At 69.2% G+C, this 25448-nt stretch carries 19 protein-coding genes; 11 read left to right on the forward strand and 8 right to left on the reverse strand.

All coding sequences use genetic code 11. The features are described from left to right. The first annotated feature begins 18 nt into the window (after positions 1 to 18). Positions 19 to 1110: an ABC transporter substrate-binding protein gene (locus ACWF82_RS00900; protein ID WP_452496641.1), complete on the forward strand. Its 1092-nt coding sequence runs from the start codon at positions 19 to 21 to the stop codon at positions 1108 to 1110. Between the two features lie 98 nt (positions 1111 to 1208). After that, entirely contained in the window at positions 1209 to 2111 is a 903-nt protein-coding gene (locus ACWF82_RS00905; protein WP_452496643.1) for a dioxygenase family protein, read from the forward strand. A 4-nt stretch (positions 2112 to 2115) separates the two neighbouring features. Here the strand turns inward: ACWF82_RS00905 and ACWF82_RS00910 are convergent, their stop codons facing one another. Then, positions 2116 to 2796 (reverse strand): TetR/AcrR family transcriptional regulator, encoded by a 681-nt coding sequence (locus tag ACWF82_RS00910; protein WP_452496645.1) that lies wholly within the window; start codon positions 2794 to 2796, stop codon positions 2116 to 2118. Positions 2797 to 2891: 95 nt separating this feature from the next. Between ACWF82_RS00910 and ACWF82_RS00915 the strand changes: the two genes are divergently transcribed. Both ACWF82_RS00915 and ACWF82_RS00920 read left to right on the forward strand, forming a co-directional pair. Beyond that, on the forward strand, positions 2892 to 4172 hold the full coding sequence (locus ACWF82_RS00915; RefSeq protein ID WP_452496647.1) for a lipase family protein: 1281 nt from the start codon (positions 2892 to 2894) through the stop codon (positions 4170 to 4172). Between the two features lie 28 nt (positions 4173 to 4200). Then, the gene (locus tag ACWF82_RS00920; protein WP_452496649.1) at positions 4201 to 5766 is read left to right on the forward strand and encodes an AMP-binding protein; all 1566 of its coding nucleotides are present in this window, start codon (positions 4201 to 4203) and stop codon (positions 5764 to 5766) included. 33 nt (positions 5767 to 5799) lie between these two features. Here ACWF82_RS00920 and ACWF82_RS00925 read toward each other — a convergent pair whose 3' ends face one another. Continuing rightward, the gene (locus ACWF82_RS00925; RefSeq protein WP_452496651.1) at positions 5800 to 11937 is read right to left on the reverse strand and encodes an amino acid adenylation domain-containing protein; all 6138 of its coding nucleotides are present in this window, start codon (positions 11935 to 11937) and stop codon (positions 5800 to 5802) included. Between the two features lie 147 nt (positions 11938 to 12084). On the opposite strand from ACWF82_RS00925, the gene ACWF82_RS00930 reads away from it, so the two are divergent. Then, a complete protein-coding gene (locus tag ACWF82_RS00930; RefSeq protein ID WP_452496652.1) occupies positions 12085 to 12489 on the forward strand; it encodes a hypothetical protein in 405 nt (134 codons plus the stop codon). Between the two features lies 1 nt (position 12490). On the opposite strand, the gene ACWF82_RS00935 is transcribed toward ACWF82_RS00930, so the two are convergent. The 3 genes from ACWF82_RS00935 to nrdF form a co-directional block, all read right to left on the reverse strand. Continuing rightward, on the reverse strand, positions 12491 to 13648 hold the full coding sequence (locus ACWF82_RS00935) for an epoxide hydrolase family protein (RefSeq protein WP_452496654.1): 1158 nt from the start codon (positions 13646 to 13648) through the stop codon (positions 12491 to 12493). A gap of 84 nt (positions 13649 to 13732) precedes the next feature. Then, a complete protein-coding gene (locus tag ACWF82_RS00940) occupies positions 13733 to 14428 on the reverse strand; it encodes an alpha/beta hydrolase (protein WP_452496656.1) in 696 nt (231 codons plus the stop codon). Positions 14429 to 14626: 198 nt separating this feature from the next. Beyond that, complete coding sequence (gene nrdF / locus ACWF82_RS00945) at positions 14627 to 15589, reverse strand: class 1b ribonucleoside-diphosphate reductase subunit beta (RefSeq protein ID WP_379031470.1); 963 nt, start codon at positions 15587 to 15589, stop codon at positions 14627 to 14629. A gap of 311 nt (positions 15590 to 15900) precedes the next feature. Between nrdF and ACWF82_RS00950 the strand changes: the two genes are divergently transcribed. Continuing rightward, complete coding sequence (locus tag ACWF82_RS00950) at positions 15901 to 16851, forward strand: hypothetical protein (RefSeq protein WP_452496659.1); 951 nt, start codon at positions 15901 to 15903, stop codon at positions 16849 to 16851. 127 nt (positions 16852 to 16978) lie between these two features. Further along, positions 16979 to 17956 carry a peptidase gene (locus ACWF82_RS00955; RefSeq protein WP_452496661.1) on the forward strand — a complete coding sequence of 326 codons (978 nt, stop codon included), beginning with the start codon at positions 16979 to 16981 and terminating at the stop codon, positions 17954 to 17956. A gap of 2 nt (positions 17957 to 17958) precedes the next feature. Here ACWF82_RS00955 and mgtE read toward each other — a convergent pair whose 3' ends face one another. Next, positions 17959 to 19416, reverse strand: a complete 1458-nt coding sequence (gene mgtE, locus ACWF82_RS00960) for a magnesium transporter (protein ID WP_452496662.1) — start codon at positions 19414 to 19416, stop codon at positions 17959 to 17961. A 655-nt stretch (positions 19417 to 20071) separates the two neighbouring features. On the opposite strand from mgtE, the gene ACWF82_RS00965 reads away from it, so the two are divergent. Continuing rightward, positions 20072 to 20815, forward strand: a complete 744-nt coding sequence (locus tag ACWF82_RS00965; RefSeq protein ID WP_452496664.1) for an SDR family oxidoreductase — start codon at positions 20072 to 20074, stop codon at positions 20813 to 20815. A gap of 16 nt (positions 20816 to 20831) precedes the next feature. Here the strand turns inward: ACWF82_RS00965 and ACWF82_RS00970 are convergent, their stop codons facing one another. Then, entirely contained in the window at positions 20832 to 21734 is a 903-nt protein-coding gene (locus ACWF82_RS00970) for a LysR family transcriptional regulator (protein ID WP_452496666.1), read from the reverse strand. A 52-nt stretch (positions 21735 to 21786) separates the two neighbouring features. Further along, the gene (locus ACWF82_RS00975; RefSeq protein WP_452496668.1) at positions 21787 to 22320 is read right to left on the reverse strand and encodes a hypothetical protein; all 534 of its coding nucleotides are present in this window, start codon (positions 22318 to 22320) and stop codon (positions 21787 to 21789) included. Positions 22321 to 22467: 147 nt separating this feature from the next. On the opposite strand from ACWF82_RS00975, the gene ACWF82_RS00980 reads away from it, so the two are divergent. The 3 genes from ACWF82_RS00980 to ACWF82_RS00990 all read left to right on the forward strand — a co-directional run bounded on the left by ACWF82_RS00980 (position 22468) and on the right by ACWF82_RS00990 (position 25430). Beyond that, positions 22468 to 23460, forward strand: a complete 993-nt coding sequence (locus ACWF82_RS00980; RefSeq protein WP_452496670.1) for an LLM class F420-dependent oxidoreductase — start codon at positions 22468 to 22470, stop codon at positions 23458 to 23460. Positions 23461 to 23648: 188 nt separating this feature from the next. Further along, the gene (locus ACWF82_RS00985; protein WP_452496672.1) at positions 23649 to 23780 is read left to right on the forward strand and encodes a hypothetical protein; all 132 of its coding nucleotides are present in this window, start codon (positions 23649 to 23651) and stop codon (positions 23778 to 23780) included. Positions 23781 to 23906: 126 nt separating this feature from the next. Further along, positions 23907 to 25430, forward strand: coding sequence for an endoglycoceramidase I (locus ACWF82_RS00990; protein WP_452496674.1), 1524 nt, complete (start codon positions 23907 to 23909; stop codon positions 25428 to 25430). Positions 25431 to 25448: the final 18 nt, after the last annotated feature.

The following is a 25448-nucleotide window of genomic DNA, read 5'->3' on the forward strand; positions in this document are numbered from 1 at the left end:
CGCAGTACCCTCGTGCGCATGCCGGTGAGCGCCCAACAACGCACCCGATTCCGTCGCACCGCGAAGCAGGGCCGCGGGGCCAGCTCGCGCGGCATCGTCGCTGTCGCCGCGCTGCTGTGCGCGGCCGTGGTCACCGCGGGTTGCGCGGACAAGCACGACGACGCGAGCACGATCATCCGCACCACGACCAATATCGCCGGTGCGGGCGTGGTCGGCGCGGCCCGCGACACCGCGACCGCCTGCCCGCTGCCGAGCGCACCCGATCCCGGCGCCGGCGCGACCCGCACGGTCACCCACGCCGGTGGGGTCTCCGAGGTGCCCACCGACCCGCAGCGCATCGTCGTGCTCACCAGCTCGGCGCTCGACGCGGCCTGCGCGGTCGGCCTGTGGGAGCGGGTCGCGGGCGCGGTCACCCTCGACGGCGAGCGCCCGCAGCCGATGTACCTGGGCTACGGCGTGCTGAAGGTCCCCAGCGTCGGCCCGATCGGGCAGCCCGATCCCGCGCGCATAGCGGAACTGAAGCCCGACCTGATCCTCGGCGATGTCGCCCCCGCGGGCGGTTACGAGGCATTGAGCGCGATCGCCCCGACCGTACTGGTCGGCACCGGCGGCAGCTGGCAGTCCGATTTCGCGGGCTACGCCGCGGGCATGGGCCGGCGCGGCGCCGCCGACACCGCCCTGCAGACCTACCTGACCGAGGCCCGCGACCTCGGCAAAGCACTGAACGCGAGCCAGTCGCAGGCCTCGGTGCTGCGCTTCACCGCCGACACCACCCAGGTCCAGGGCACCGAGACCTTCGCCGCCCAGGTCCTGTCCGACGTCGGCGTCCAGCGCCCGACCGCCCAGCGCGGCACCTCCTTCGACATCGGCGCCGCCGACCTGGCCACCAAGGCCGAGGGCGACCTCATCTACGTCATGTTCGCGGGCAAGGCGGGCGAAGACCACGGCAAACAGGTCCTGCGCTCGGACCAGTTCACCGAACTCAGCGCCTCCACCGACCGCCGCGTCTTCGCCGTCGACGACAGCATCTGGCACACCACCGGCCTCACCGCCGCCCGCGCCGTCCTCACCGACCTGCGCAACAGCCTCAACGGCTACGTCACCGACTGACCCGGCGGGGCTCCCAGCGAACCCCCAGGGTGTTCCCAGCTCCGGCGCAGTGCCCGCGCCTACCGTCGTCGACGACACGGTATGAGCGAAGGAGCAGCATGGACGACCACGATCTCGGACTCGGGCACGATCTGCGGGTGATGTCGCGCCGGCGGGTGCTCGGCATGATCGGCGCCGCGGGCGTGGCGGCCGCGGCGGCGGGCTGCGCGGCGGCGACGGACTCGGGTGTCGCCACGGACACCTCGGCGGAGTCGGCGACCCCGGCCGCGGCACCGCAGGAAACGGCGGGCCCCTACCCGGGTGACGGGTCCAACGGCCCCAATGTCCTGATCGAGTCGGGCGTGGTCCGCTCCGATATCACCACCAGTTTCGGCTCGTATTCCGGTGTCGCCCAGGGTGTTCCGATGACACTCACCCTGAACCTGCGTGACCTCACCAAGAACGCCGCCGGAGCCGGTATGGCGGTCTACGTCTGGCATTGCGACCGCGAGGGCCGCTACTCCCTCTACAGCGAAGGCGTCACCGACCAGAACTACCTGCGCGGCGTCCAGGTCGCCGACGACAACGGCACCGTCCGCTTCACCTCGATCTTCCCCGCCTGCTACGCAGGGCGCTGGCCCCACATCCACTTCGAGGTCTACGACTCCCTCACCACCGCGGTAGCAGGCGACAACGCCCGCCTCACCTCCCAGATCGCCCTCCCCCAGGACGCCTGCGAATCCGTCTTCGCCGCCGACTCCGGCTATTCGGCCAGTATCAAGAACATGTCCGACGTGAGCCTGTCGTCGGACAACGTCTTCGGCGACGGCTGGGACGCCGAACTGGCCACCGTCACCGGCACACCCGCCACCACCATGGCCGTCTCCCTGACGGTCGGCGTCGCCGAGAAGTCCCAGAACACCCGGTCCGGCAACGGTTCTCCCGGTGCCCCTCCGGGCGGCGGAGCCCCGGGTGGCGGCCCCGCCGGTTCGCCACCGCCCGGCGGACCCGCACCCCGCTGACGGCTCAGTCCGTCGAGCGAGTGGCCGCGGCCGCCAAACCCAGATGCACGATGTCGGTGAAATTGGTGAGATCCCTGATCAGGGTGTCGATTTCGCCGGTGGACCCCGCGGCGGTTCGATGCAGCCAGTCGGCGACGGTGTCGAAGAGGCCGCCGATGGTGGAGACGGCGAGGGCGTGGAGGTCGATGCCGACGCCGCCGTCGGGCACGAAACCGTATTCGCGCCAGAGGGTTTCGAGGAATTGGGCGGCCCAGCGGCGGTTGGTGCGGCGTTGCTGTTCCACTCTGGCGGAGATGCCGCTCGCTTCGCCGAAGGTCACCTGGGCGACGCGAGGGTCGTCAACCAGTGAGTGGGCGAAGGTGGCGACGACGGTGGCGATCACCTCGTCGCGGTCGCCGGTGCACTCGGCCAGCGCGGTGGCGACCTCGGCTTGCGCGCGTTCGCTGAGCTGCTGGAGCAGGGCCAGGTAGCAGGACTCCTTGCTGTCGAAAAGTTCGTAGAAGGCCTTGTTGCCGACGAAGGCGGTCTGGCAGATCTGCTCGATCGCGGTGTTGACGTAACCCTCGGCGGCGATCAGTTCGAAGGCGGCCGCCAGGATCTGCTCGCGCCTGCGCGCACGGCGTTGCTCGGCGTCCATGCCCTGGATGCGCCGGGAACGAACTTGACTCTTCTCGGTCGACGTCACGCAGCTCAGCCTACCGATCACCCAATAAGAACAAGAACTCTTGTTTAGAACAAGAGAACCTGCTGTAATCGGGATCACCTAGTGAAGGAGATGCCATGCAGCGCAGCACGGCCACCTACCGATCCCGGCGCTTCGGCGCCACCGCCCTGCTCAGCGCCGCGGTACTGGCACTGGCCGCGGGCCCCGCCGTCGCCGAGGACTTCGAACTGCCGCCGTTGCCGAACGAGGCACAGGTGTATCCGGCGGTCGTGCCGCTGCCGACACCGCAGAACGACCGCTGGTACGACGACCCGGCCGACTTCGGCGGCTACGCCAACGGCGATGTCATCCGCAGCCGCGTCGTGCAGACCTACACGCTCGGCATCCCCGTCCCGGTGCACACCACCCAGCTGCTGTTCCGCAGCACCGACGCCATGGACAACCCGCTCGCGACGGCGACCACCGTGCTCGTTCCCGGCATTCCGTGGCTGGGTCCCGGTGCGCGCCCGCTGATTTCGTATCAGGAGGCGATCGACAGCCTCGGTCAGCAATGCAATCCCTCGTACACGCTGCGGGCGGGGATCCAGAAGGAAGTCGCGCTGATGGCGCAGTTCCTCGCCGCGGGCGCCGCGGTGGTTGTCACCGATTTCGACGGCAAGCGGAACACGATCATGTCCCCGGCCGAGGGCCGGATGGTGCTCGACGGTATCCGCGCGGCTCAGCGCGGCGGCGTCGGTCTCGAAGCCTCGCCGGTCGGCCTGTGGGGCTATTCCGGCGGCGGCAATTCCTCGGCGTCGGCGGCCGAACAGCACCGCCACTACGCCCCTGAGCTCGACCTCCGGGGCAGCGCCCAGGGTGGTATCCCGGGTGACAAGGTCGCGATCGCGCCGTTCGCCATCTCGGGTCAGCAGCCGCAGGCCAACTTCACCGGCTGGCTCGCCATCCTCGGCCTCGCCCGCGAATACCCCGAGTTCGATCAGGCGTTGCAGCGGTACCTGACGCCGGAGGGACATCAGGTCGCCCGTGATCTGGAGAACCGCTGCCTCTACACCGCCGTCGCCTCCACGCTGCTGCGCCCGGTCGCCGACTATCTGACCGATCCGCGGGCGGCGCTGGCCGCGGCGCACGAAGCGCTGTCGGCGGCGAGCTTCGGCCGTCCCGAGAACACCCCCGACATACCCCTGCTCATGTGGCATTCGACCACCGATCAGCTGCTGCCCGCCGAACTGGCCATCGACGACATCGCCGCCGCCTACTGTGCGCGCGGGGTGAATCTGCGCATGTTCTGGGTGCCGATGTCGGAGCACATCAGTGCCGAGATCGTCCCCGAGATCGGGACGGTCGCCTGGTTGCTCGCGGTGACCGCGGGTGCCGACCCGGGGCCGCGGGTATGTTGAGCCCCCTTCGTGGGCAAGGGGATTCGCGATGAGCGCGGCTACCTGGGCACGCGCCGCGAGCACATCGGCACGACAGCTCCGTGTCATGCAGCGGGCCGGACTCGTCGACTTGCGGCGGCCAGGTCAGCTCGTCCGTACCGCCCGTGCGATGCGCGTTTTCGGCCCGATCGCCGGAGGCATCCGCACCTCGGCGCGGCGGACACCGCATCGGATCGCGCTCGTCGACGGTGATCGGCGGGTCAGCTATCGCGAACTCGACCAGCGCAGTGATGCGATCGCGGCCCGCTGGCACGCGGCCGGTCTGACCGCGCGGGACACCATCGGGGTGCTCTGCCCCGACGGGCTGCTGCTGGTCGAAACCATGGCCGCCGCAGGGAAACTCGGTGCACGGCTGGTACTGCTCAACACCGGTTTCGGTGCGGCGCAGTTGCGTGATGTGCTGGCCCGGGAACGAGTCGGGGCGCTGGTGCTCGACCCGAGCATGTCCGCACTCGGCGGTGCCCTGGCCGACGGCATCACTCTGCTCGACACCGCGGGCGCCGGTCCGGGAACCCGGGCACCCGTCCCTGCCGAGCAGGGCGGCTTCGTCCTGCTCACCGGCGGCACCACCGGAACGCCGAAGGGTGCGCCGCGACGGGTCGAATCACCATTGGCCGGTGCGCAATTCGTCGACCGGGTGCCGTTGCGTCGCGGGCAGACCGTGCTGTTGTGCGCGCCGCTGTTCCACGGCACGGCGCTCTCGCAGTTCATTCTGGCGCTGAATCTGGGCTCGACCATCGTGCTGCACGGCAGGTTCGATGCCCACCGGGCGCTCACCCAGATCGGCGAGCATCGTGCCGACATGGTGGTGCTGGTGCCGACAATGCTGCGCCGCATCCTCGATCTGGGCCCAGAAGTGTTGTCCGCCGGCGACACCGGCTCGCTGCGGATCGTGTTCACGGCGGGTGCCGCACTGCCCTCGTCATTGGGTACCAGGGCGATCGAGACGTTCGGCCCGGTCGTCTACAACTTCTACGGCTGCACCGAGACCGGCACCGCCACCATCGCCACCCCCGAGGACTGGATCGCCGCACCCGGCACGGTCGGTAAACCGCCGGTCGGTATCACCGTGGCGCTCTACGACGGTGACACCCTGGTCATCGAGCCGGGCACCGTCGGCACCGTCCATGTCGGCAACTCGATCGCCTTCCACGGTTACTCCGGCGGCGGCTCCAAACAGCTCAGGGGCGGCCTGATGAGCACCGGCGACCTCGGCCATTTCGACGCCGCCGGAAGGCTTTTCATCGACGGCAGGGACGACGACATGATCGTCTCCGGCGGCGAGAACGTCTTTCCCGGGGAGATCGAGGACCTGCTCTACCGGCATCCGAACGTCACCGAGGCCGCGGTGATCGGCGTCGCCGACGAGGAGTTCGGGCAGCGCCTCGCCGCCTTCGTCGTCCGTGCGGGTGATCTCGACGCCGACGCGGTCCGTGCGTATGTGAAATCCCATCTGGCCCGGTTCAAAGCTCCCCGTGACGTGGTGTTCGTCGACGAACTCCCGCGCACGCCGACCGGCAAGATCGACCGCCGCGGCCTGGCCGCGCTGCACTGACCCGGTGGCGGCGACGCGGGGTCGCCGCCACCGTCAGCTCGCGGCACGCTGTGCCGTCGCCCACCCCTCGAGCGCGGCGGCCAGCGCGGGCCCGATCGTGCGCAGCGCGGCCGCGCCGGTGATGTCCCAGTGCGTGGCGTCGACGGGCACATCGCGGATGTTCCCGGCGATGTGGTCCCGCCAGGCTCCGGCGGCTCTGCCCTCGCCGTGGTCGTCGCGGTCCGCGGTGAAGAAGAGCAGGTCACCGCGGAAGACACGGGGGCGATGCGCCGCACCGATCACCTGGGCGTGCAGGATGCCCGCGAAGAGCCGGTGCACCCGTTCCTCGGTCAGCTCGTCGAACGGGCCGGGCAGGTTCGACACCAGTGCGACGGCGTCCTCCGGTGTGAAATCGGTGACGGGCGTGGCGAGTTCGTGTTCGGTGCCGAACTGGCCGAGCAGGTCGCCGACGGTGACCGGCGCCTCGCTGCGGTAGCCGACGTCGCCGACGAAGGAGTCCAGCATCGCCAGCACGTCGACCTCCTCCCCCAGATCCTGCAACCGCACGGCCATGGCGTGCGCGATCACGCCGCCGACGCACCAGCCGAGCAGCCGGTACGGTCCGTGCGGCTGGACGGCGCGAATTCTGGTCACATAGTCGGCGGCGAGCGCGTCGATCGACTCGGGCGGTGGCGCGTCCTCGACGATCGCCGGGGATTGCACGCCGTAGAGCGGGCAGTCCAGTTCGGCGGACAGGCCGGCGAAACTCCAGGCCAGGCCGACCACCGGATGGACGCAGAACAGCGGTGCGCCGCTACCACGCGCGCGCAGGGCGAGCACCGGTGCCAGCGCGGATTCCTCGCCGGTGTCCTCGGTGATCCGGCGTGCCAGACCGGCCGGGGACGGATCGCTGAACAGCCAGGCCAGGGCGACCTCGGCCGGCAACTCGGTGCGCAGCCGTGCCACCAGCCGGGTCGCGACCATCGAGTTGCCGCCGAGGTCGAAGAACGAATCGTCGGCGCCGACCCGATCGCACCCGAGCAGCTCGGCGAACACCGCCGCGATCCGCTGCTCGACCGTGCCCTGGGGTGCGCGATAGGCACGATCGGAGCTGAACGCGGGGCTCGGCAACCGGCCGAGATCGAGTTTGCCGTTCGCTGTCAGGGGCAGCGCGTCGATGACGACGACGGCCGCCGGAACCTGATGCTCGGGCAGCCGATCCCGCAGCCGCGCGCGGACCTCGCTACCCGAGAGCGCTGTGTACCCGGCACCGGTTATCGCGACGTTCCCGTCACCAGGCGTAGCAGTGATCCCGTCAGCGGTGATCGCACTGTTCCGGCCGCCCGGCACGACATAACCGACCAGTTGGCGACCGATAGCCGGATCCTCGCGCACGACCACCGCCGCGGCGCCGACGCCGGGGCAATCCAGCAGTGCCACTTCGACTTCGGCGGGCTCGATGCGGTAACCGCGAATCTTCACCTGCCGATCCGCGCGGCCGAAGTGTTCGAGCGTGCCCTCGCGGGTCCACCGGCCGAGATCGCCCGAGCGGTACAGGACACCGCCCACGGAACCGGGATTCGCGACGAACCTGGTCGCGGTCAGACCTGGCCGGTGCAGGTAGCCGCGCGTCACCTGCGCACCGGCGACGTAGATCTCGCCGACGACACCCGTCGGCACCGGCCGCAACCGGTCGTCGAGAATCCGCACGGTGAGTCCGTCGAGCGGCCGCCCGACCGGGCTGCCCGCCCGGGTGTGAGCGCCGGTGGTGATCGTCGTGTGCGTGACGTGCACCGTGGTCTCGGTGATGCCGAACATGTTGACCAGTGCGGGACCCGAGGCGCCGTGCCGACCGATCCAGGCGGAGAGCCGTCGCGGGTCGAGGGATTCGCCGCCGAAGACGATGCTGCGCAACGCAAGTCGATCACCGGTGGCACGAGCATCGGCGTCGTCCAGCCCGGCGAAGGCCGACGGGGTCTGCCCGAGTACCGAAATCTGTTCGCGAACCAGGAGTTCCCGCAGCCGCTCGGGTGAGCGCGTGGCCTCCTTGTCGATGACGACGAGCGTCGCACCGGTCGTGAGCGCACCCCACAGTTCCCACACAGCGAAGTCGAACGCGGCCGAATGGAACAGCGCCCACACGTCGGTGGACCGGGTCGACAGGACGCGCCGGGTCCGCTCGAGCAGCGCGACGACCTGACGATGCTCGACCGCCACCCCTTTCGGTGCCCCCGTGGAGCCGGAGGTGTAGATCACGTACGCGACGTTGTCCGCACGGGCATGGCGAATCGCACCGGTCTCGACGGCCACCCGATCGGCCGGGACCGGGTGCCGGACAACGCTCTGCCGTCCGGACGTTGCCGAGAGATCATGCGGCACAGCATCAGTCGGTGAATCGGCCGAGTCATATCCGGCGCCCGCCGAAGCAGGTCGTGGTCGCGTTCCCGCATCGACCACCAGGTACTCGCCATGCTCGCCGTCGAATCGGGCCGTCGACCCCCGTCCCGACTCGTCGCCCCCGTGACCCACCACGCGCTGAGCACCACGCTCGCCATTCGATCGGGCCACCGGCCCTTTTCCCTGCTCGTCGACCCCGTGGACGGTCGAGCCCGCCGTGATCACACAGACCGGCCGAGCATCGGCCAGCAGGTAGTCGATCCGGTCGCGCGGATAGTCCGGATCGACAGGAACATAGGCCGCGCCGCTGCGCACCACCGCGACGATCGCCACGACCAGGTCAGCTGAGCGGGGCATGAGGATGGCAACCCGGCGCTCCGGACCTGCCCCGGCCACCACCAGTTTCCTGGCGAGGGCGGCGCTGCGTTCGTCGAGTTCCCCGTAGGTCACGGTGGTTTCGCCTGCCCGGATCGCTACAGCATTCCGATGACGGTGCGCGGCAAGGTCGAAGAGGTCGCCCAGTGTCCGCTGGTCGGGGCGGATCAACGCGGGGGCCCGAACCGCCGCCGGGATGGTCTCGTCGATCAGGTCGATGTCGCCGACCGCTGCCGCCGGGTCCGCCGTGACCGCGCGAGCGATCCGCTCCACGGTGTAAATGAGCTGGTCGATCGTCTCGCGGTCGAACAGATCGGTCGCGTAGGTGATCGCCACGCCGATGGTGTCTGCGGCAGGGTCCGACATCGTCAGCTGAAGGTCGAATTTCGCCGGGGATTCGACCTGGTCGACGGGTTCGGCCGTCAGTCCGCCCAGATCGGTTCCGACCGTGCCCGCATCGGTCGCGGCGGTAAGCACCACCTGGAACAGCGGGTGGTGGGCGCGGGTGCGCGGCGGATCCAGCGCCTCGACGACCCGCTCGAACGGGATGTCGGCATTGGCCAGCGCACCGAGGTCGATGTCGCGGACACGGGTCAGCAATGCCGTGAAACGGTCGGTCGGGTTGACCGTGGTCCGCAGCACCACCATGTTGACGAACATGCCGACTAGATCGTCGAGTTCAGCTCCGCCGCGCCCGGCCATCGGTGTGCCGATAGCGATGTCGGTGCCGCCACCCGAGCGGGCCAGTGCCACCGCGAGTATCGAGTGCAGCACCATGAACTGGGTCGCGCCGTGCGCCACCGCGATCCGGCGGAGCCGGGCGGTGAGCTCGGCGTCGAATTCGACGGTGCTCACCGCGCCGCGCCCGGACGCGACCGGTGGATGCGGGCGGTCGACCGGCAGTTCCAGTCGCGGAGCCAGTCCGGTGAGCCTGGCGCGCCAATACCGCAGCTGCCCGTCGAGCGTCGCCGCTCCGGTGTCGTGCGCGATCCAGTCCCACTGCGCCAGTGCGTAATCGACGTACGAGACGGGCAGCGGCTCGAGCGCGTGTCCAAGCGGACCTCCCCCCTCTGCGGCCCGATCCGCCTCGAGCACCGGGTCGGCGGAGGTGCCAACTGGCGGGAAACTCCGTCGGCGACCACCGGTCTGGCCTAGGTGAGCGGTGTACGCGCCGAACAGATCCCGCAGCAGCGGGCCGAGCGACCAGCCGTCGGCGCTGATGTGGTGGATGACAACGGCCAGCACATGATCGTCCTCATCCAGGGCGAAAAGACGTGTTCGCAGCGGTAATTCGGTGGTGAGATCGAAACCGGCCGCACCGAACTCGGCCAGCGCGGCAGTGAGCTCGGCCGCCTGGAGCGGAACCTCGGCGAGAGCGGAACGCGCACGATCGATCGGCAGAATGTGCTGGCTGCCGACGCCGTCTTCGTCGAGATAGAGCGTGCGCAGCGGTTCGTGCCGTTCGACCACATCATCGAACGCGGCCCGCAGCGCGGCGACCGAGAGCGGCCCGCGCAGCCGCACCGCCAGCGCGATGTTGTCCGCGGGTGAACGGTGGTCGAGCCGGTTCAGGACCCACAGGCGTTGCTGGGCAGGAGCAAGGGGCGGCGATTCGGGCCGGCTGCGGCGGGTCACCGGGGGCCGCGGCGCGGTCTTCGACAGGTGCCGTACCGCCACGGCGAGCCCCGCCACCGTCGGCGCGTCGAACACGGTGCGCACCGGGACGTGCTTGCCGGTCGCCGCCGCCAATCGCGCTCCGAGCTGGGCGGCGAGCAGGGAGTTGCCACCCAGCGCGAAGAAATCGTCGGCGCCGCCGACCGATTCCACCCCGAGAAGGCCGGCGATGACGGCGCCCACCAGGCGTTCGACCGAATCCGTCGGCGCGGGACCACCGTTCGACGCGAACACGGGGGCAGGCAGCGCCGCACGGTCGACTTTGCCGACGGGGGTCAGCGGCAGCTCGTCGAGGACGACCACCGCCGCGGGCACCGCGTGCGCGGCCAGCCTGTCCCGCGCGAACGCCAGCAGCGCGGCAGTGTCGACAGCGCGTCCCGGCCGCGGCGCCACATAGCTGACCGGAACCACCGCACCGGCCGAGGTCCGCCACCCGGTGGTGATCGCGGATCGGACCGCCGCATGGCCGGTGAGGACGGCATCGATCTCCCCCGGCTCGAGCCGGATGCCGCTCACCTTGATCTGAAAGTCCGTGCGGCCCAAGAACTCCAATGCGCCCGGTGCCGCGTCGTCGTCGGCACGACGTCGCCGGACGAGGTCGCCGGTGCGGTAGATCCGCGCACCGGCGGGTCCGGAGGGGTCGGCCATGAACCGCGTGGCGGTGGCGCCCGGCCTGCGCCGGTATCCGCGTGCGACACCGGGCCCGGACAGGTAGAGCTCGCCGGGCTCGCCGGGCTCGACCGGACGCAGACCCTCGTCGAGGATCAGCGCCGACCAGCCGTCGAACACCGCCCCGAGGACGATCGGCCCGCCCGCGACCACCGGTGTGGCGGAGACGAAGACGGTCGTCTCCGTCGGTCCGTAGCTGTTCACATACGTCCGTCCCGGCGCCCACCGCGCGACCAGCGCCGGATCCGAGGCGTCACCGCCGACGACCAGACCACGCAGCGTCGCGTGCCTGGCCGGGTCGAGAGTCGCGAGCACCGCGGGCGTGATCACCGCGTGGGTGACCGCCTGCCCCGCGATCAACTCGTCGAGCTCACCACCGACCGTGATCTCCGGTGGCACGATGATCAAGGTCGCGCCGTGCGTGAACGTCAGCATCAGTTCGTGGACGAAGAGATCGAAACCCGGTGAGCTCACCTGCAATACGCGAGCCTGCTCCCACGGGCCGAGATGGGCCGACACCTCGTCGACGAGCGCGTCCAGCCCGCGATGCGGCACGGCGACGGATTTCGGTGTGCCGGTCGACCCGGAGGTGTAGAGCACGTAGGCGAGCTGGTCGAGGTGTGTCGGCCGGACGCGGTCGGCGTCGGTGAGCGGCGCCGGATCGTGGTCGGCGCAGCGCCGCACGAGGTCCGGGTCGTCGAGCACAAGCCAGGTAATCCACGCGGGCAGGTCGGTGAGCATCGCCCGGGTGGTGATGCCGATCGTGGCGGCGGAGTCGGCCAGCAGATGGCGGCGCCGGGCCTGCGGCTGGCGCAGGTCCATCGGCAGGATCGCGGCGCCGGTCGCCGCGACCGCGCACACCGCCCGCACCAGCTCCGCCGAACGCGGCAGCGCCAGCACCACCACGGTTTCCGGGCCGACCGCGTGCGCGATCAGCTCCCGGGCGAGCCGATTCGCCGAGTCGGCCAGGGCCGCGTAGGTCCAGCTACGGCCACCGTCGACGACGGCGATGTGGTCGCCGGTCCCGCCGCGACCGAGGATCGCACCGAGGGTGGCCTGCTGTCCGATCGCGGTCATCCTCCGATTAGATCCGCACCGGCGCGGATCGGAAAACCCCGATTTCCATGGGCAAACCGCAGGTAGCGGCGTGATTGCTATCATGGCGGGCAGTGATCCATGACGTCCCGGCGCCGTTGCTCCGTCGCCGCTGCACGAGGAGAAAACATGGCTCAGCACTCCGAGGGCGAGGTCCCGCCCGCCTCCGACAATGCCGCCGATCTGGATCTCCCGTGGGCGCCGCGCGACCACGAATGGAACGGTCACCGCGCCGAGCACGACGCGCTCGAATGGGCCAAGGGCGATCCGCGCAAGCTGGCCGGTATCTACCTGTACCGGCAGCCCGGCGGGAACCCGGCGACCGAGGCCGACTACAAGTTCCCGGTCGCCGACATCATCGACGGGCGGCCCACCCGGGTCTTCCACGCTGTCGCCAATGCGGCGGCCCGGCTCGACCAAGCCGACATCTCCGCAGCGGACCGCGACCTCGTGAAGCACCGGATCTCCGAGCTCTACCTGGACGCGGCGAAAGCCTTCGACGACCCCGACCTGCGGGCACCGTGGGACCGCTGACTCAGCGCATACCCCGGAAGAACGCGCGGATATCCCCGACCAGCAGGTCCGGCGCCTCCATCGCCGCGAAGTGCCCGCCGCGGTCGAACTCCGACCAGTGCACGATGTCGGCATTGCCCTCGGCGTAACGGCGGATCGCGACATCCTCGGCGAAGACCGCGACACCGGTCGGCGTCGTCAGCGGCGCGGTGGGCCAGGAGCGGGTGTGCATGGCCTCGTAGTAGAGGGCGGCCGAGGAGCCCGCTGTACCGGTCAGCCAGTAGAGCATCACGTTGGTGAGCAGGCGATCACGGTCCACCGCCGCCTCGGGGAGGCCGTCGGCCGGGAACGTCCACTCCTTGAACTTCTCGACGATCCAGGCGAGCTGGCCGATCGGTGAATCGTGCAGGCCGTAGGCCAGCGTCTGCGGACGGGTCGACTGGATGCGGAAGTAGCCGCTGCCCTCGCTCTTGAACAGCGCGAGCCGATCCAGCCGGGCGAGCTCGGCCTCGGTCATCGTCGCCTTCTCCGCCTCGGAGACCGGGCCGAACGGGATGAACCCGAACGTCGCGGCATTGACGTGGATGCCGATCACCCGGTCACCGCCCGCGCGCCCGACCTCCGGGGTGATGAACGCGCCCCAGTCCCCACCCTGGGCCCCGTACCGCTCGTAGCCGAGCCTGCTCATCAACTCGACCCACGCCGCGGCGATCCTGGTCGCGTTCCAGCCGGGCTCGGTCACCGGACCGGAGAATCCGTACCCGGGCAGCGAGGGAATCACCAGGTGGAAGGCGTCGGCAGGGTCACCACCGTGGGCACCGGGATCGGTGAGCGGGCCGATCACGTCGAGGAATTCGACGATCGACCCCGGCCAGCCGTGCGTGAGGAGCAACGGCGTCGCGTCCTGCCGCGCGGATCGCACATGCAGGAAATGGATGCGCTGACCGTCGATTTCGGTGACGAACTGCGGATACTTGTTCAGCTCCGCCTCGGCCGCCCGCCAGTCGTAGGTGGTGCGCCAATACTCGGCCAGGTCCCGCAGATACTCCACCGGCACGCCGCGACTCCACTGCGCGCCCGGCTGCTGGTCGGGCCAGCGCGCCTCGGACAGCCTGCGGTGCAGGTCATCCAGGTCCGACTGGGCGATGTCGAGGTGGAACGGGACGATCTCGCTACTCATACCGACGACGCTACGGACACCTTCGGTCCAATCGCCACGGACAGCGGAACGGCGGCGGATTGCTCCGCCGCCGTCTCCCACGTTTCAGTCCGCGATGTCGCGCGCCGCCGTCTCGATCAGATCGGTCACCGGACCCGGCTGCGAGGCCAAAGACGCGTGGCTCGCGGCGAGTTCGATGGTCTTGCGCGGGTTCATCCGCGCGGCCATCCGGCGCTCGTTGTCCGGATGGATCATCCGGTCTTCCGTGGACACCTGATACCAGCTGGGCTTCGTCTTCCACGCGGGCTCGGTGATCGTGTCGCCGAAGGTCGAGGCGAGCGGCGCCTTCTGCGTCACCGCCATCACCAGCGCCTCGTCGGAAGTCAGGTCCTGACAGAAGCTTTCGTGGAACTTGTCCTGCGCGATCCACAGGTAGCCGTCCGAATCCGGCGCGATATCGGCGAACGCGGCGGGCGGCAGCTCCTGCGTGATCGCACCGGGGCTCTCCCCCGCGTCGGGCGCGAAGGCAGCGACATAGACCAAGCCCGCGACATTGGGCAGGTTACCAACCTCGGTGATCACCGCACCACCGTAGGAATGCCCGACCAGCAGCACCGGACCGTCGACCTGCGCGACCATCTTCCTGGTCCGCTCGGCGTCCTCGGCCAGCGAGGTGAGCGGGTTCTCCACCGCGTGCTGCGCCGAATACCCACGCCGGTTCAACTCCACGATCACCTTCGCCCAATGCGCGGCGCCACCCCAGAAACCATGAACCAGAACGATCGTCGGCTTGGCGGCCATGTCATTCCTTTCTGCCGGTCGGGTTCGCGCCGATTGACGCGACGAGCGAAGGTCCACGATATTTGGAGCCCCCTCCCGCCGAGCGCCAACTCGCCGCGCCGCTACGGCATGCCACCCTTGGTCTGCCGCAAACGCGCACAATGACCGACGGCGGCGCACCCGAGCAGGTGCGCCGCCGTCGTCATGGTCCTGGTTCGGTCAGAACGCCCAGTCCTCGTCCTCGGTGTTGACCGCCTTGCCGATGACGTAGCTCGAGCCGGAGCCGGAGAAGAAGTCGTGGTTCTCGTCGGCGTTGGGCGACAGGGCCGACAGGATCGCCGGGTTCACCTCGCACTCGTCCTTCGGGAACAGGCCCTCGTAGCCGAGGTTCATCAGCGCCTTGTTGGCGTTGTAGCGCAGGAACTTCTTGACGTCCTCGGTGAGGCCGACCTCGTCGTAGAGGTCCTGGGTGTAGTCGACCTCGTTGTCGTAGAGCTCGAAGAGCAGCTCGAAGGTGTAGTTCTTGAGCTCGTCGCGCTCGGCCTGCGAGACCAGCTCGAGGCCCTTCTGGTACTTGTAGCCGATGTAGTAGCCGTGCACGGCCTCGTCGCGGATGATCAGGCGGATCATGTCGGCGGTGTTGGTGAGCTTGGCCCGCGAGGACCAGTGCATCGGCAGGTAGAAGCCGGAGTAGAACAGGAAGCTCTCCAGCAGCGTGGAGGCGACCTTGCGCTTGAGCGGGTCCTCGCCGTTGTAGTACGACAGGACGATCTCGGCCTTGCGCTGCAGGTTGCGGTTCTCCTCCGACCAGCGGAACGCCTCGTCGATCTCCTTGGTGGAGCACAGCGTGGAGAAGATGGAGCTGTAGCTCTTGGCGTGCACCGACTCCATGAACGCGATGTTGGTGTACACCGCCTCCTCGTGCGGGGTCAGCGCGTCCGGGATCAGCGAGACAGCGCCGACGGTGCCCTGGATGGTGTCCAGCAGCGTCAGGCCGGTGAAGACCCGCATGGTGAGCTGCTTCTCGTCGGTGGTCAGGGTGTTCCAGGAGGGGATGTCGTTGGACACCGGGACCTTCTCCGGCAGCCAGAAGTTGCCGGTCAGGCGATCCCAGACCTCGGCGTCCTTCTCATCGGGCACCCGATTCCAATTGATGGCGCTTACCCGATCGATGAGCTTCATTCCGCCTCCACACCTTTCCGCCAGACCCTTGACCCGCACCGCCGCCGTGCACGAGCCCTTCACCCTGAACACTACTCGTAGTGGGTGACAACGCCAGTAAGCACAACAGCTTGTGTTGCGGCGCGTCGAACCCGGCCTCCAAGACCGAACACCCGCACCACACACGCGGCCCCTATTGTGCGCCACGACCGCCGCCACACCACCATCGCCTCACCAGTGATTCGCCCCATGCGCGCGGGAACCCGTCACCGGGTGAATCCGGCCACTCCCGCACTTTGCATTCACCCCCGGCACCCGGCAAACTGCGGCTCGTGCGTCGACTCATTCTGCTCATCACGGCGGCGATGACCTTGGTCGCGTGCCAGCGCGAGGAAGCCGCCGACTCGATGCCGACCGGCGGATTCTGGTCCACCGCGGCGGTTTCCGATCAGGAGAAGCTGTCCGTACTGCGGAAGGTGCGGGCGATCGATGTGTGTGCGTTGCTGCCGCGGGCGGCGCTCGGTGAGCTGGGGCAGGTGCGGACGGTGGACAATGTCGGGCCGGATCAGTGCCGGGTGAATATCGCCGTGGACGGGCATCTGACCGGAATCGACGCGACCTGGAGTGCCGGGGTGATGTTCTCCGGCGAGCCGACGATGGACGCGCCGGTGACCGAGCAGGCCATGGGTGATGTGCGGGTGCTGTTCGACGACGAACCGGCACAGTCCGACGATCCGCAGGTGCGTGGGAGTTGTCAGGCGTGGGCGCGGTTCGTGTCCGGCGCCGATCTGTCGATGAGCGTGCGGGCGCCGCGGGACGCGTGTGCCACGACCGAGGCGCTGCTGCGGATCGCGCTGGTGCAGTGGCGTACGGAACCGGCTCAGGGCAGCTCGCCCGACTCGGATCGGACGGCGGTCACCGGGGCCGACCCGTGCGCTGTCGCTCCATTCCTCGGGGTCCGGGTGCAGGTGGCCGATCAGCGGGTCACCACCTGCAAGCTGACCCTGGACGGCCACGACGCGATCATCACCTACGACTACAACGAGGAACGCACGATCCTCGACGATCTGCCGGTGTTCACGGTCGGCGCCAGGCAGGTGTACCGGTTCGAGACAACGGGAGCGCAGCCAGGCCTCGCGTCGCTGTCCGCCGTCGTCGGCCCGCCGCTCGCCGCAGGCGCGACCGACGCCCTGCTCGGCCCCCGGGTGCCGACGGTCTCGGTCACGGCCGATTCCGCCGTCGCCGAGAAGATCATGCGCGAAACGCTACCCCTGCTGAATTGACGCACGCAGCGGTCACAACGTTCTGAGAACGACCCGTCCGGGATGTTTGCGGCCGGATTGCCCGCGCGGGCAGACTCGGTGGATCGGGTGCGGGTCCGGCCCGGGTCCGCCGAGGACAGGGGTGCCGATGTATCGCAGGATGGTGCTCGCCGCTGCCGCGTTGCTTGTCTGCGCCGGCTGCGGTGACGATGCGGACAAGCCTCCCGATTACGGAACGCTGCCACCGCCGCCAGCCCCGTTGATCCCGGCCCAGCCACCGGAGTTCTGGTCGAAGGTTCCACAGAACCAGCAGCAACGCGACGAGGTGGCCCAGGCGACGCGCCAGGTCGATGTGTGCGCGGTGCTGCCGCGCGAGGCGATGGGGCACCTCGGTGACATCAAGAGCGTCACCGTCGGCCTTGATTCGTGCCGGGCGCTTCTCGGCAGCGCCACACCGGGCGAGAGCACGACGCTGACCTGGCACGCCACCCTGCTGACCGGGCTCACCCCGGGCGGCAGGGGCGTGACGAAACAGCTCGGCGACGTGACCGTGCGCCTGGTCCCCGACCGCGATGCCGGCGAGCCACGCGCCTGCGGCGCGACCGCCCACTTCCCGGCGGGCGCCACGTTCTATCTCGGCCTGTCCACGCCAGGCAGGAACCCGTGCACCGTCGCCGACGAACTGGTTCCCGGCATGATCGAGCGCTGGCGGCAGTCGCCACCCCAGGGCACCTCCCCCGACACCGTGCCGACCGTGCTGCTCGGCGCCGACCCGTGCGCGGTCCGCGGCAAGCTCGCCGGCGCCGTCCCCTCCGACGAACAGCGCCTCACCCAGTGCCTGTTCAGCTACCGCGGCGAGAAGATCACGGTCAGCTACGAGTACCGCGTCCCCGAATACCTGGCCGCCAACAGCACCGAGCAGCAGATCGACGGCCGCACCGTGCACCGGTCGGTCTCGGTCTACGACAGCAGGATTCCGATCTACACCGCCGCCGTCGGCCCCGAGCTACCGGCCGAGTCGACCGCGTTCGGCAGGCGCATCCCGATCGTCGAAGTGGTCGCGGCCACCGACGACGTCGCCAGGGACGTAATGGCCACGGCGCTCACCCTGTTCCCGCCGCGCTGAACTCAGATTCCCAGCACCAGCTTGGCGGTGGTGAAGTAGATGATCAGGCCGGTCGCATCGACGAGGGTGGTCACCATCGGCGCCGACACCACGGCCGGGTCGATGCGGAACTTCTTGGCCAGCAACGGCATCGTGCCGCCGATGGTGGCGGCCCAGCCGCAGATGATGACCAGCGTGATGGCGACGACAACGGCGATCTTCGGCCCGACGAACAGCGTGCCGATCAGCAGACCGGCCGCGGCCAGCATGCTGCCCAGCACCAGGCCCACCCGGCACTCGCGCCAGATCACCTTGAACAGGTCCGACACACGTACCTCGCCGACGGCCAGCGCACGCACACACGCGGTCGCGGCCTGCGCGCCCGCGTTGCCACCCGCGCCGATCAGCAGCGGGATGAACAGCGCCAGGCTCGCCGCCTGCTCGAGGGTCGTCGAGAACACGTCGGTGACGCTGACGGTCAGCGTGGCGGCGAACAGCAGCAGCATCAGCCACAGCGCCCGGTAACGCGCCAGCTGGAACACCTTGGCGGCCATGTAGTGGCCCTCCCACGGCGCCGAACCGGCCTGCTTGGCGACGTCCTCGCTGTCGGCGGCCTCGAGCACCTCCATCGCGTCGTCGATGGTGAGCAGCCCGACGACCCGGTCCTCGCTGTCGACGACGACCAGGTTGATGTCGTTGGTCGAGCTCATCAGGCGCGCGGCCTTCTCGGCGGAGTCGGTGGCGCGCACGAAAGCCGGTTCGGTGACGACGAGTTCGGACACCATCGCCTCCGGCGCGTGCAGCACCAGCTCGCGCAGTTCGACGATGCCGGTGAGCCTGCGACCACAGTCGACGACCGGCAGCGTGTACACGGTCTCGGCGTTGCCGCCCTTGGCCCGCACCCAGGCCAGTGCCTGGGCGACGGTCAAATTGTCCGGCAGCGCAACGACTTCCGGCGTCATGTACAGACCGACCGAGCCCTCCGGGTAACCCAGCAGCGCGGCGGTCATCCGGCGTTCGCGCGGGCTCAGCCCGGCCAGCACCTTCTTGGCCACCTTGGCGGGAGCCTCGTGCAGCATGCGGGCGCGGTCGTCGGGGTCCATCGCCTCGACCAGATCGCGGAAGCTCTTCTCGCGCAGGCCCTGCAGGATCTGCTGCTGATCCACCGGCTCGAGTTCCTCGAACACGGTGATCGCGCGGTCCTTGTCGAGCAGCCGGAACACCACGCCCGCCTGCACGGCGTCCATCCGGGCCAGTGCGTCGGCGATGACGTGCGGCGGGCGGCTGTCGAGCCAGTCCATCGCGCCGTCGACCCGGTGGGTCTCGACGAGGTGGCGCACCGATTCCGACAGGATCTCCAGCGCCTCGGTCACCGAGTGGTCCTCGGCGACGGCGGGCTGGTCGGTGCGCGGCGAATCCGCTTCCGGTACAACGGGATCGGCGGTTACGTGACGTGCTTCGATGACATCGATCTGCGACATGGGACAGTCCTCTGGCGCGACAGCGCGCATACCCGCGGCCGGGCCGCGTGGATGCTACGAGAGTGGATCGGGAGACGGTGCTGGACACCGCGGGCGTCCACCGCAACGACCGTCACGCACAGCCGAACCGAATCGGCCGGAAATCAGTGAGAGGACGAAGGGGCGACGCCGCGCGGCCTTCGACTGGGGGGTTCGCTGCGCATGGCAACACCACCTCCTCGCAGTCGCTGCAGGCCTTCGCCGATGCAGATCGCCTGGAGTACCCACCCGGGCACACCCTTCCACCAGCAGAATACATGCGGAGCCCGGACGTTTCATCTTGACACCGACGTACCACTGGTCACAGTGACCCCGATCACACCATCCGCGGCCGCCCCGTGGGCCGGCCGCGGCCGCCGGCCCAGTTCCCAGGACATCACCGCGTCTTACGGCGACCCGAACGCCTGACCGATCCGGTCGTAGCGGACCGCATAGGAATTTCCTATGACTCCTGCTGCGATTTCGTCTTTGCCTCGCGCCTTTTTCCTGACATACCGTGAAATGGCTCGACGAGGTGCGCACCGCGATTTATCCGAAAATTCGCACTGCGCGCACGTCGACCATTTCCATCGCGGCTGACGCCGACGGAATTCCGAAATGAAAGAGAGAACCTGACATGGGTGAATTCAGCGAAAAGAATGTCGTGATCACCGGCGGCGGCAGCGGTATCGGATTCGCGATAGCGAAACTGCTGGTGGAGGGCGGAGCACGGGTGGTGATCACCGGTCGTTCGCAGGCCACGCTCGATGCCGCGCGGGTACAGCTCGGCGGGAACGTGATCGCCGTCCGCGGCGATGTGGCGGCACTGTCCGACCTGGATGCTCTGGCCGACCGCGTGAAGGGCGAGTTCGGGACGCTCGAGGCGCTGTTCGTGAACGCGGGCATCGCACGCACCATGCCCTTCGAATCGACGACCGAGGAGTTCTACGACGACATGTTCGACATCAACGTCAAAGGCGCCTACTTCACCGTCCAGAAACTCGCCCCGCTGCTGAGCCGGGGCGCAGGCGTCGTTCTCACCACATCCACCGCGAACGTCGTCGGTATACCGACGACCGGCATCTATTCGGCAGGCAAAGCGGCGCTGCGTTCGATGGCCCGCAGCCTCGCCGGCGAGCTGATTCCGCGCGGAATCCGGGTCAACGCGGTCAGTCCCGGTCCCATCGACACAGGGATTCTGGCGAACGGGATGACCGAAGAAGCCGCCGAGCAGTTCAAGGCGCAGCAGGTCGCGGGCAATCCCATGCGGCGTCTCGGCACCTCCGACGAGATCGCCAGGGCGGCCGCGTTCCTCGCGTTCGATGCCACCTACACCACCGGCGCCGAGTTCGTCGCGGACGGAGGTGCCACCCAGCTCTGAGCAGGCTTCTCGGCCGTCAGGGCACCGGGGCGAAGGAAACCGGTTTGTCCCAGATCTCCTGCCGTAGGAGTTCGAGCAGGACCGTTTCCGCCGGGCCCGCGCCGGGCCGGACCGCGGCGACGACGGGCTGGGACACGACCGGGAACACCGGGCGTGTGAGGTGCTCGTGACCGTGGGGTACCGCGGAGGCCGGGACGAGCGTCACCCCAAGACCGTGGGCGGCCCAGCGCACGGCCGTCGCCGTCTGGGAGACGCGGGCGACCGTGGTCGGGGTCAACCCGTTGTCCCGCAGCACATCCCGCAGCACGCTGTCGAGCGCGCTGTCGTGGTCGAACCGCACCCACGGCTCCCGCGCCAGTTCGCGCAGTTCGACCCGGTCCGCGGCGAGCTGCCGGTGCCCGGCGCCCAGCACAACGACGAACTCCTCGTCGCCGAGGTGGTGGCCGTCGTAGGGGCCTTCTTCCCCACATGGACCGGCCATCAGGGCGAGGTCAAGTGCGCCCCGGCGCGCCAGCCGCTCCAGCTCGGCGGGGTTCGGCTCCTCGAAGATGGTGACCTCCAGCTGCGGGAAGCGGTTGCGGAGCGCGCTCAGCGCGCCCGGCAGCTGCCGTGTGCCCAAGCCCATCTGCGCCGCCACCACCAGCTCGCCCACCAGATCATCGGCACCGGCCCTGGCCGTCGCCCTGGCCCGGCGCGCCGCGCTCACCGCGGCCGCCGCGTCCCGGAGGAACGCACGGCCGACCACGGTGGGCACCAGCCCGGCCGGTGTGGGGGCGAACAGTTGCACGCCGAGTTCCCGTTCCAGGCCGCGGATCTGCTGGGACACCGAAGGTTGAGCGACGTGCAGGCGCTCCGCCGCCGCTGTCACCGAGCCGGCCTCGGCAACGGCAAGGGCGTACTCGAACTGACGAAGGCTCACAGGTGCCGCAACACGGGAGGCGGCGCGTTTACTCCATCAGGTGGGCTTGTCGCTACGGCGACCCGAGCGCCTGACCGGCCGTGTCCAGATCGGCGCCGATCACGCGCTCGACGGCGGGCCAGTCGGGCGTGTGGCACAGCCAGTCCGGGGCCGGTGCGGTCTGTGTGCCGAACAGGTAGAGCCGGGGCACCAGGCCGCGCAGTGCCCGGTGCACGTCGAGGCGGTCGTCGATCATGTGGGTGATGCCCAGTTCCGCGCAGTGCGGGACCTTCTCGGCGCGGGAGCGGCAGAAGCGCAGGTGGTCACGGGGGATGCCGGTGCGGGCGGCGAAGTCGTGGTGGTCGAGCCACTGCCGGGTGCGCTCCTCGATCCGCGGGCCGCACTTGGAGATCACCCAGGCGTTGCCGCCGAAACGGGTCACCAGCCGGGCCAGGACGTCGAAGGCGTCGGGAGTGGGCGGTGTGTTCATCGCCTCGGCGAAGCCGCCGGACAGGAATACCGTGTCCGCGGCGCCCGGCGCGAGCGCGGCCCCCTGGATGACCCGGCCGAAGTCCACGCCGAGGCGTGGTTGTCGCATATCGTTCATACCCGTGCCAGCATGGCCGTTCGCGGGTGCGACGCCAAGCGAATAACCGCCGGTCCAGAATTCTGCGCGGCGCGCGTTCAATGGTTGCCTCGGTGCGCGGCACTGGGAAAAGTGGGCAGGACACGTCAACACACCGAGGAGAAACCCGTGCGCTTCGGCATCTTCGTCCCCCAGGGCTGGCGGCTCGATCTGGTCGGCATCGAACCGGCGGACCAGTGGGCGGTGATGCGCGACCTCGCCCAGCGGTTCGACGCTGGCGCCGACTGGGAATCGATCTGGGTCTACGACCACTTCCACACCACACCCGTGCCCACCGACGAAGCCACCCACGAGGCGTGGTCGTTGATGTCGGCGTTCGCGGCGACCACCTCCCGCGTGCGGCTCGGGCAGATGTGTACCGCCATGAGCTACCGCAACCCCGCCTACCTGGCCAAGGTGGCCGCCACCGTCGACCTGATCTCCGGTGGCCGGGTGGAGATGGGCATCGGCGGCGGTTGGTACGAACACGAGTGGCGCGCTTACGGTTACGGCTTCCCGCCCGCCGGTGAGCGACTCGGCCGCCTCGACGAGGGCGTGCAGATCTTCCGCCAGGCCTGGCAGACGGGCAGGGCCACCCTCGACGGCAGGTACTACCAGGTCGACGACGCCATCGTGCACCCGAAGCCGTTGCAGGAGAACGGTATCCCGATCTGGATCGCCGGCGGTGGCGAGAAGAAGACGCTGCGGATCGCCGCGCAGTATGCGAACTACACCAACTTCAGCGGCGAGCCGGCGGAGTTCACCCGCAAGTCGGAGATCCTGCGTCAGCACTGCGCCGAGGTCGGCACCGATTTCACCGCCATCACCCGCAGCTCCAACTTCAACACCGTCGTCGGCAGCACCGAAGCCGAAGTCCAGGAACGCCTCTCGGCCATCATCGACCGCTTCACCCCCTTCCTCGGCGCCGACGAGGCCAAAGCCCGTGTCCACGAACAGTTCGACACCAGCGCCGCCGTCGGCACCCCCGACCAGATCATCGAACGCCTCACCACCGTCAAGAATCTCGGCCTCGACTACGCCATCTTCAACTTCCCCGAAGCCGCCTACGACACCTCCGGCATCGAACTCTTCGAACGCGAGGTCATCCCGGCCCTGCGCTGAGCGGAGCCCGCACAGCCGAATTCGCCTCGCATAGCGGGCCTTTCGACGCGCGGCGCTCGCGTACGCGCATCGAACAGCTCAGCGAGTCGATCACCGGCAGCGACCAGCCCGAGGGTGACACGGCAGACGCCGAGGGCCACTGGCTCGAGGCCGCCGCGCGGGAACTCACCGGCCGAGAGATCTGGCGAATGGCCGAGAGCAGTGGGGCCGAAGTCGCGAGCAGCGACGCCGAGGCCAGGGCCGGCAGCGGAGGCGCCGAGGTCGAGAGTCGCGGTGCGGAGCCCGAGGCCGACCCGCCGTCGGCCGAGCCGACCCGCTAGGCGCGGCGCGCACTGACCGGGATGTGGCCTTGACCACATCGAGGGCCGGCGGCTATGTTCACTCGCCAACAGATCTGGACATGCGTTCAAATGGACGCATGTCCACCTGAGGATCGAGGGAAGTACATGGCAGGCACGGGGTTTCGGTGGCTGGGCCGGTCGGGGCGGGGGTTGCGGCTGACCGCGGTGGCCGCGCTGGTGCTGGGGGTGGTCGCGGCAGGGAGTGGGCGGGCCGGAGCCGAGCCGGGGGCGGAGTTGACGCCATTGCGGGCCGACGGGGCGACGCTGGTCGACGGGTTCGGGCGCGCCGTCTTGCTGCACGGGGTGAACAATGTCGACAAGGACGCGCCCTATCTGATGCCCGGCGACGGGTTCACCCTGACCGACGCGTCGGCGGCGACCCTGGCACGGCACGGGTTCAACACGGTGCGGCTGGGGGTGTCGTTCGACGGGCTGATGCCGACCGAAGGCGTGGTCGACACCGCGTACCTGGACCGGGTCGAAGCCGTCGTGGATACCCTTGCGGCACACGGGATCTACACCCTGCTCGACAACCACCAGGACGGACTGTCGGAGATCTGGGGCGGCAACGGCTTCCCCGAATGGGCGATCCGGGCCCGACCCGCCGACGGTGAACCGAATCCGGGTTTCCCGCTCTACTACCTCATGCCCAGCATGAACGCGGGCTGGGACGAGGTATGGAACAACACCCACGGCGTGCTGGATCACCTCGGGAACGCGCTGGGCGCGCTGGCCGAGCGGATGAACGGCCGGGCGAGCGTGCTCGGCATCGAGCTGCTCAACGAACCATGGCCCGGCACACCGTTTCTCACCTGCTTCCCCAATGGCTGCCCAGAGTTCGACGCGAAATACCAACGGGCACTGCAGAAGCTGACGGACGCGGTGCGGGCGCGCCATGCCACGGTGCCGGTGTTCTGGGAGCCGAATGTCACCTGGAACGAGACGATGCCCAGCCATCTCGGCAAGAATCCGCCGATCACCAGCCCGAACATCGTGTTCGCTCCGCACGACTACTGCATCCCCAGCCAACTCGCCATCTACCTGGGCCTGCCCGAGGAGCTGCGCGCGGTGTGCGCGGTGCAGCAGGACAAGACCTGGGCCAATGTCGATGCGTTCACCGACCGCACCGACATCCCCACGCTTGTCACCGAATTCGGCGACGGCGATCCGACGGTGCTGCGCAACACCACCACCCGCGCCGACGAACGGTTCATCGGTTGGCACTACTGGCATTACAGCGCGGGCGAGGGCGACCCGTTCCGGAGTGACCTCGGTCGCGAGCTGGTCCGCACCTATCCGCGGGCCACGGCGGGGAACCCCGAGGCGATGGTCTTCGATTCCGTCACCGGCGATTTCGCCTATCGATACCGGCCACGCGCGGCGTCGGCACCAACCGAGATCTATGTTTCCGACGTGACGCTCCCCGACGGCTACGAGGTACGGATCACCGGCGGACGGGTCACCTCCGCGACGGGCGCGCGGATCGTCACCGTCGAGGCCGACGGCACCGACCCGGTCACCGTCCGCATCCACCGCCCCGGGTCGGCGGGCGCGGACCTGCCCACCGGTGGTGGTGGCGGCGGATCGTCCTCCGGATTCCCCTGGTTGTCCAGCGGTTCCGCGGGCTGACCCGACGCCCGTGCAAGC

The sequence above is a fragment of the Nocardia sp. NPDC055053 genome (assembly GCF_053608285.1).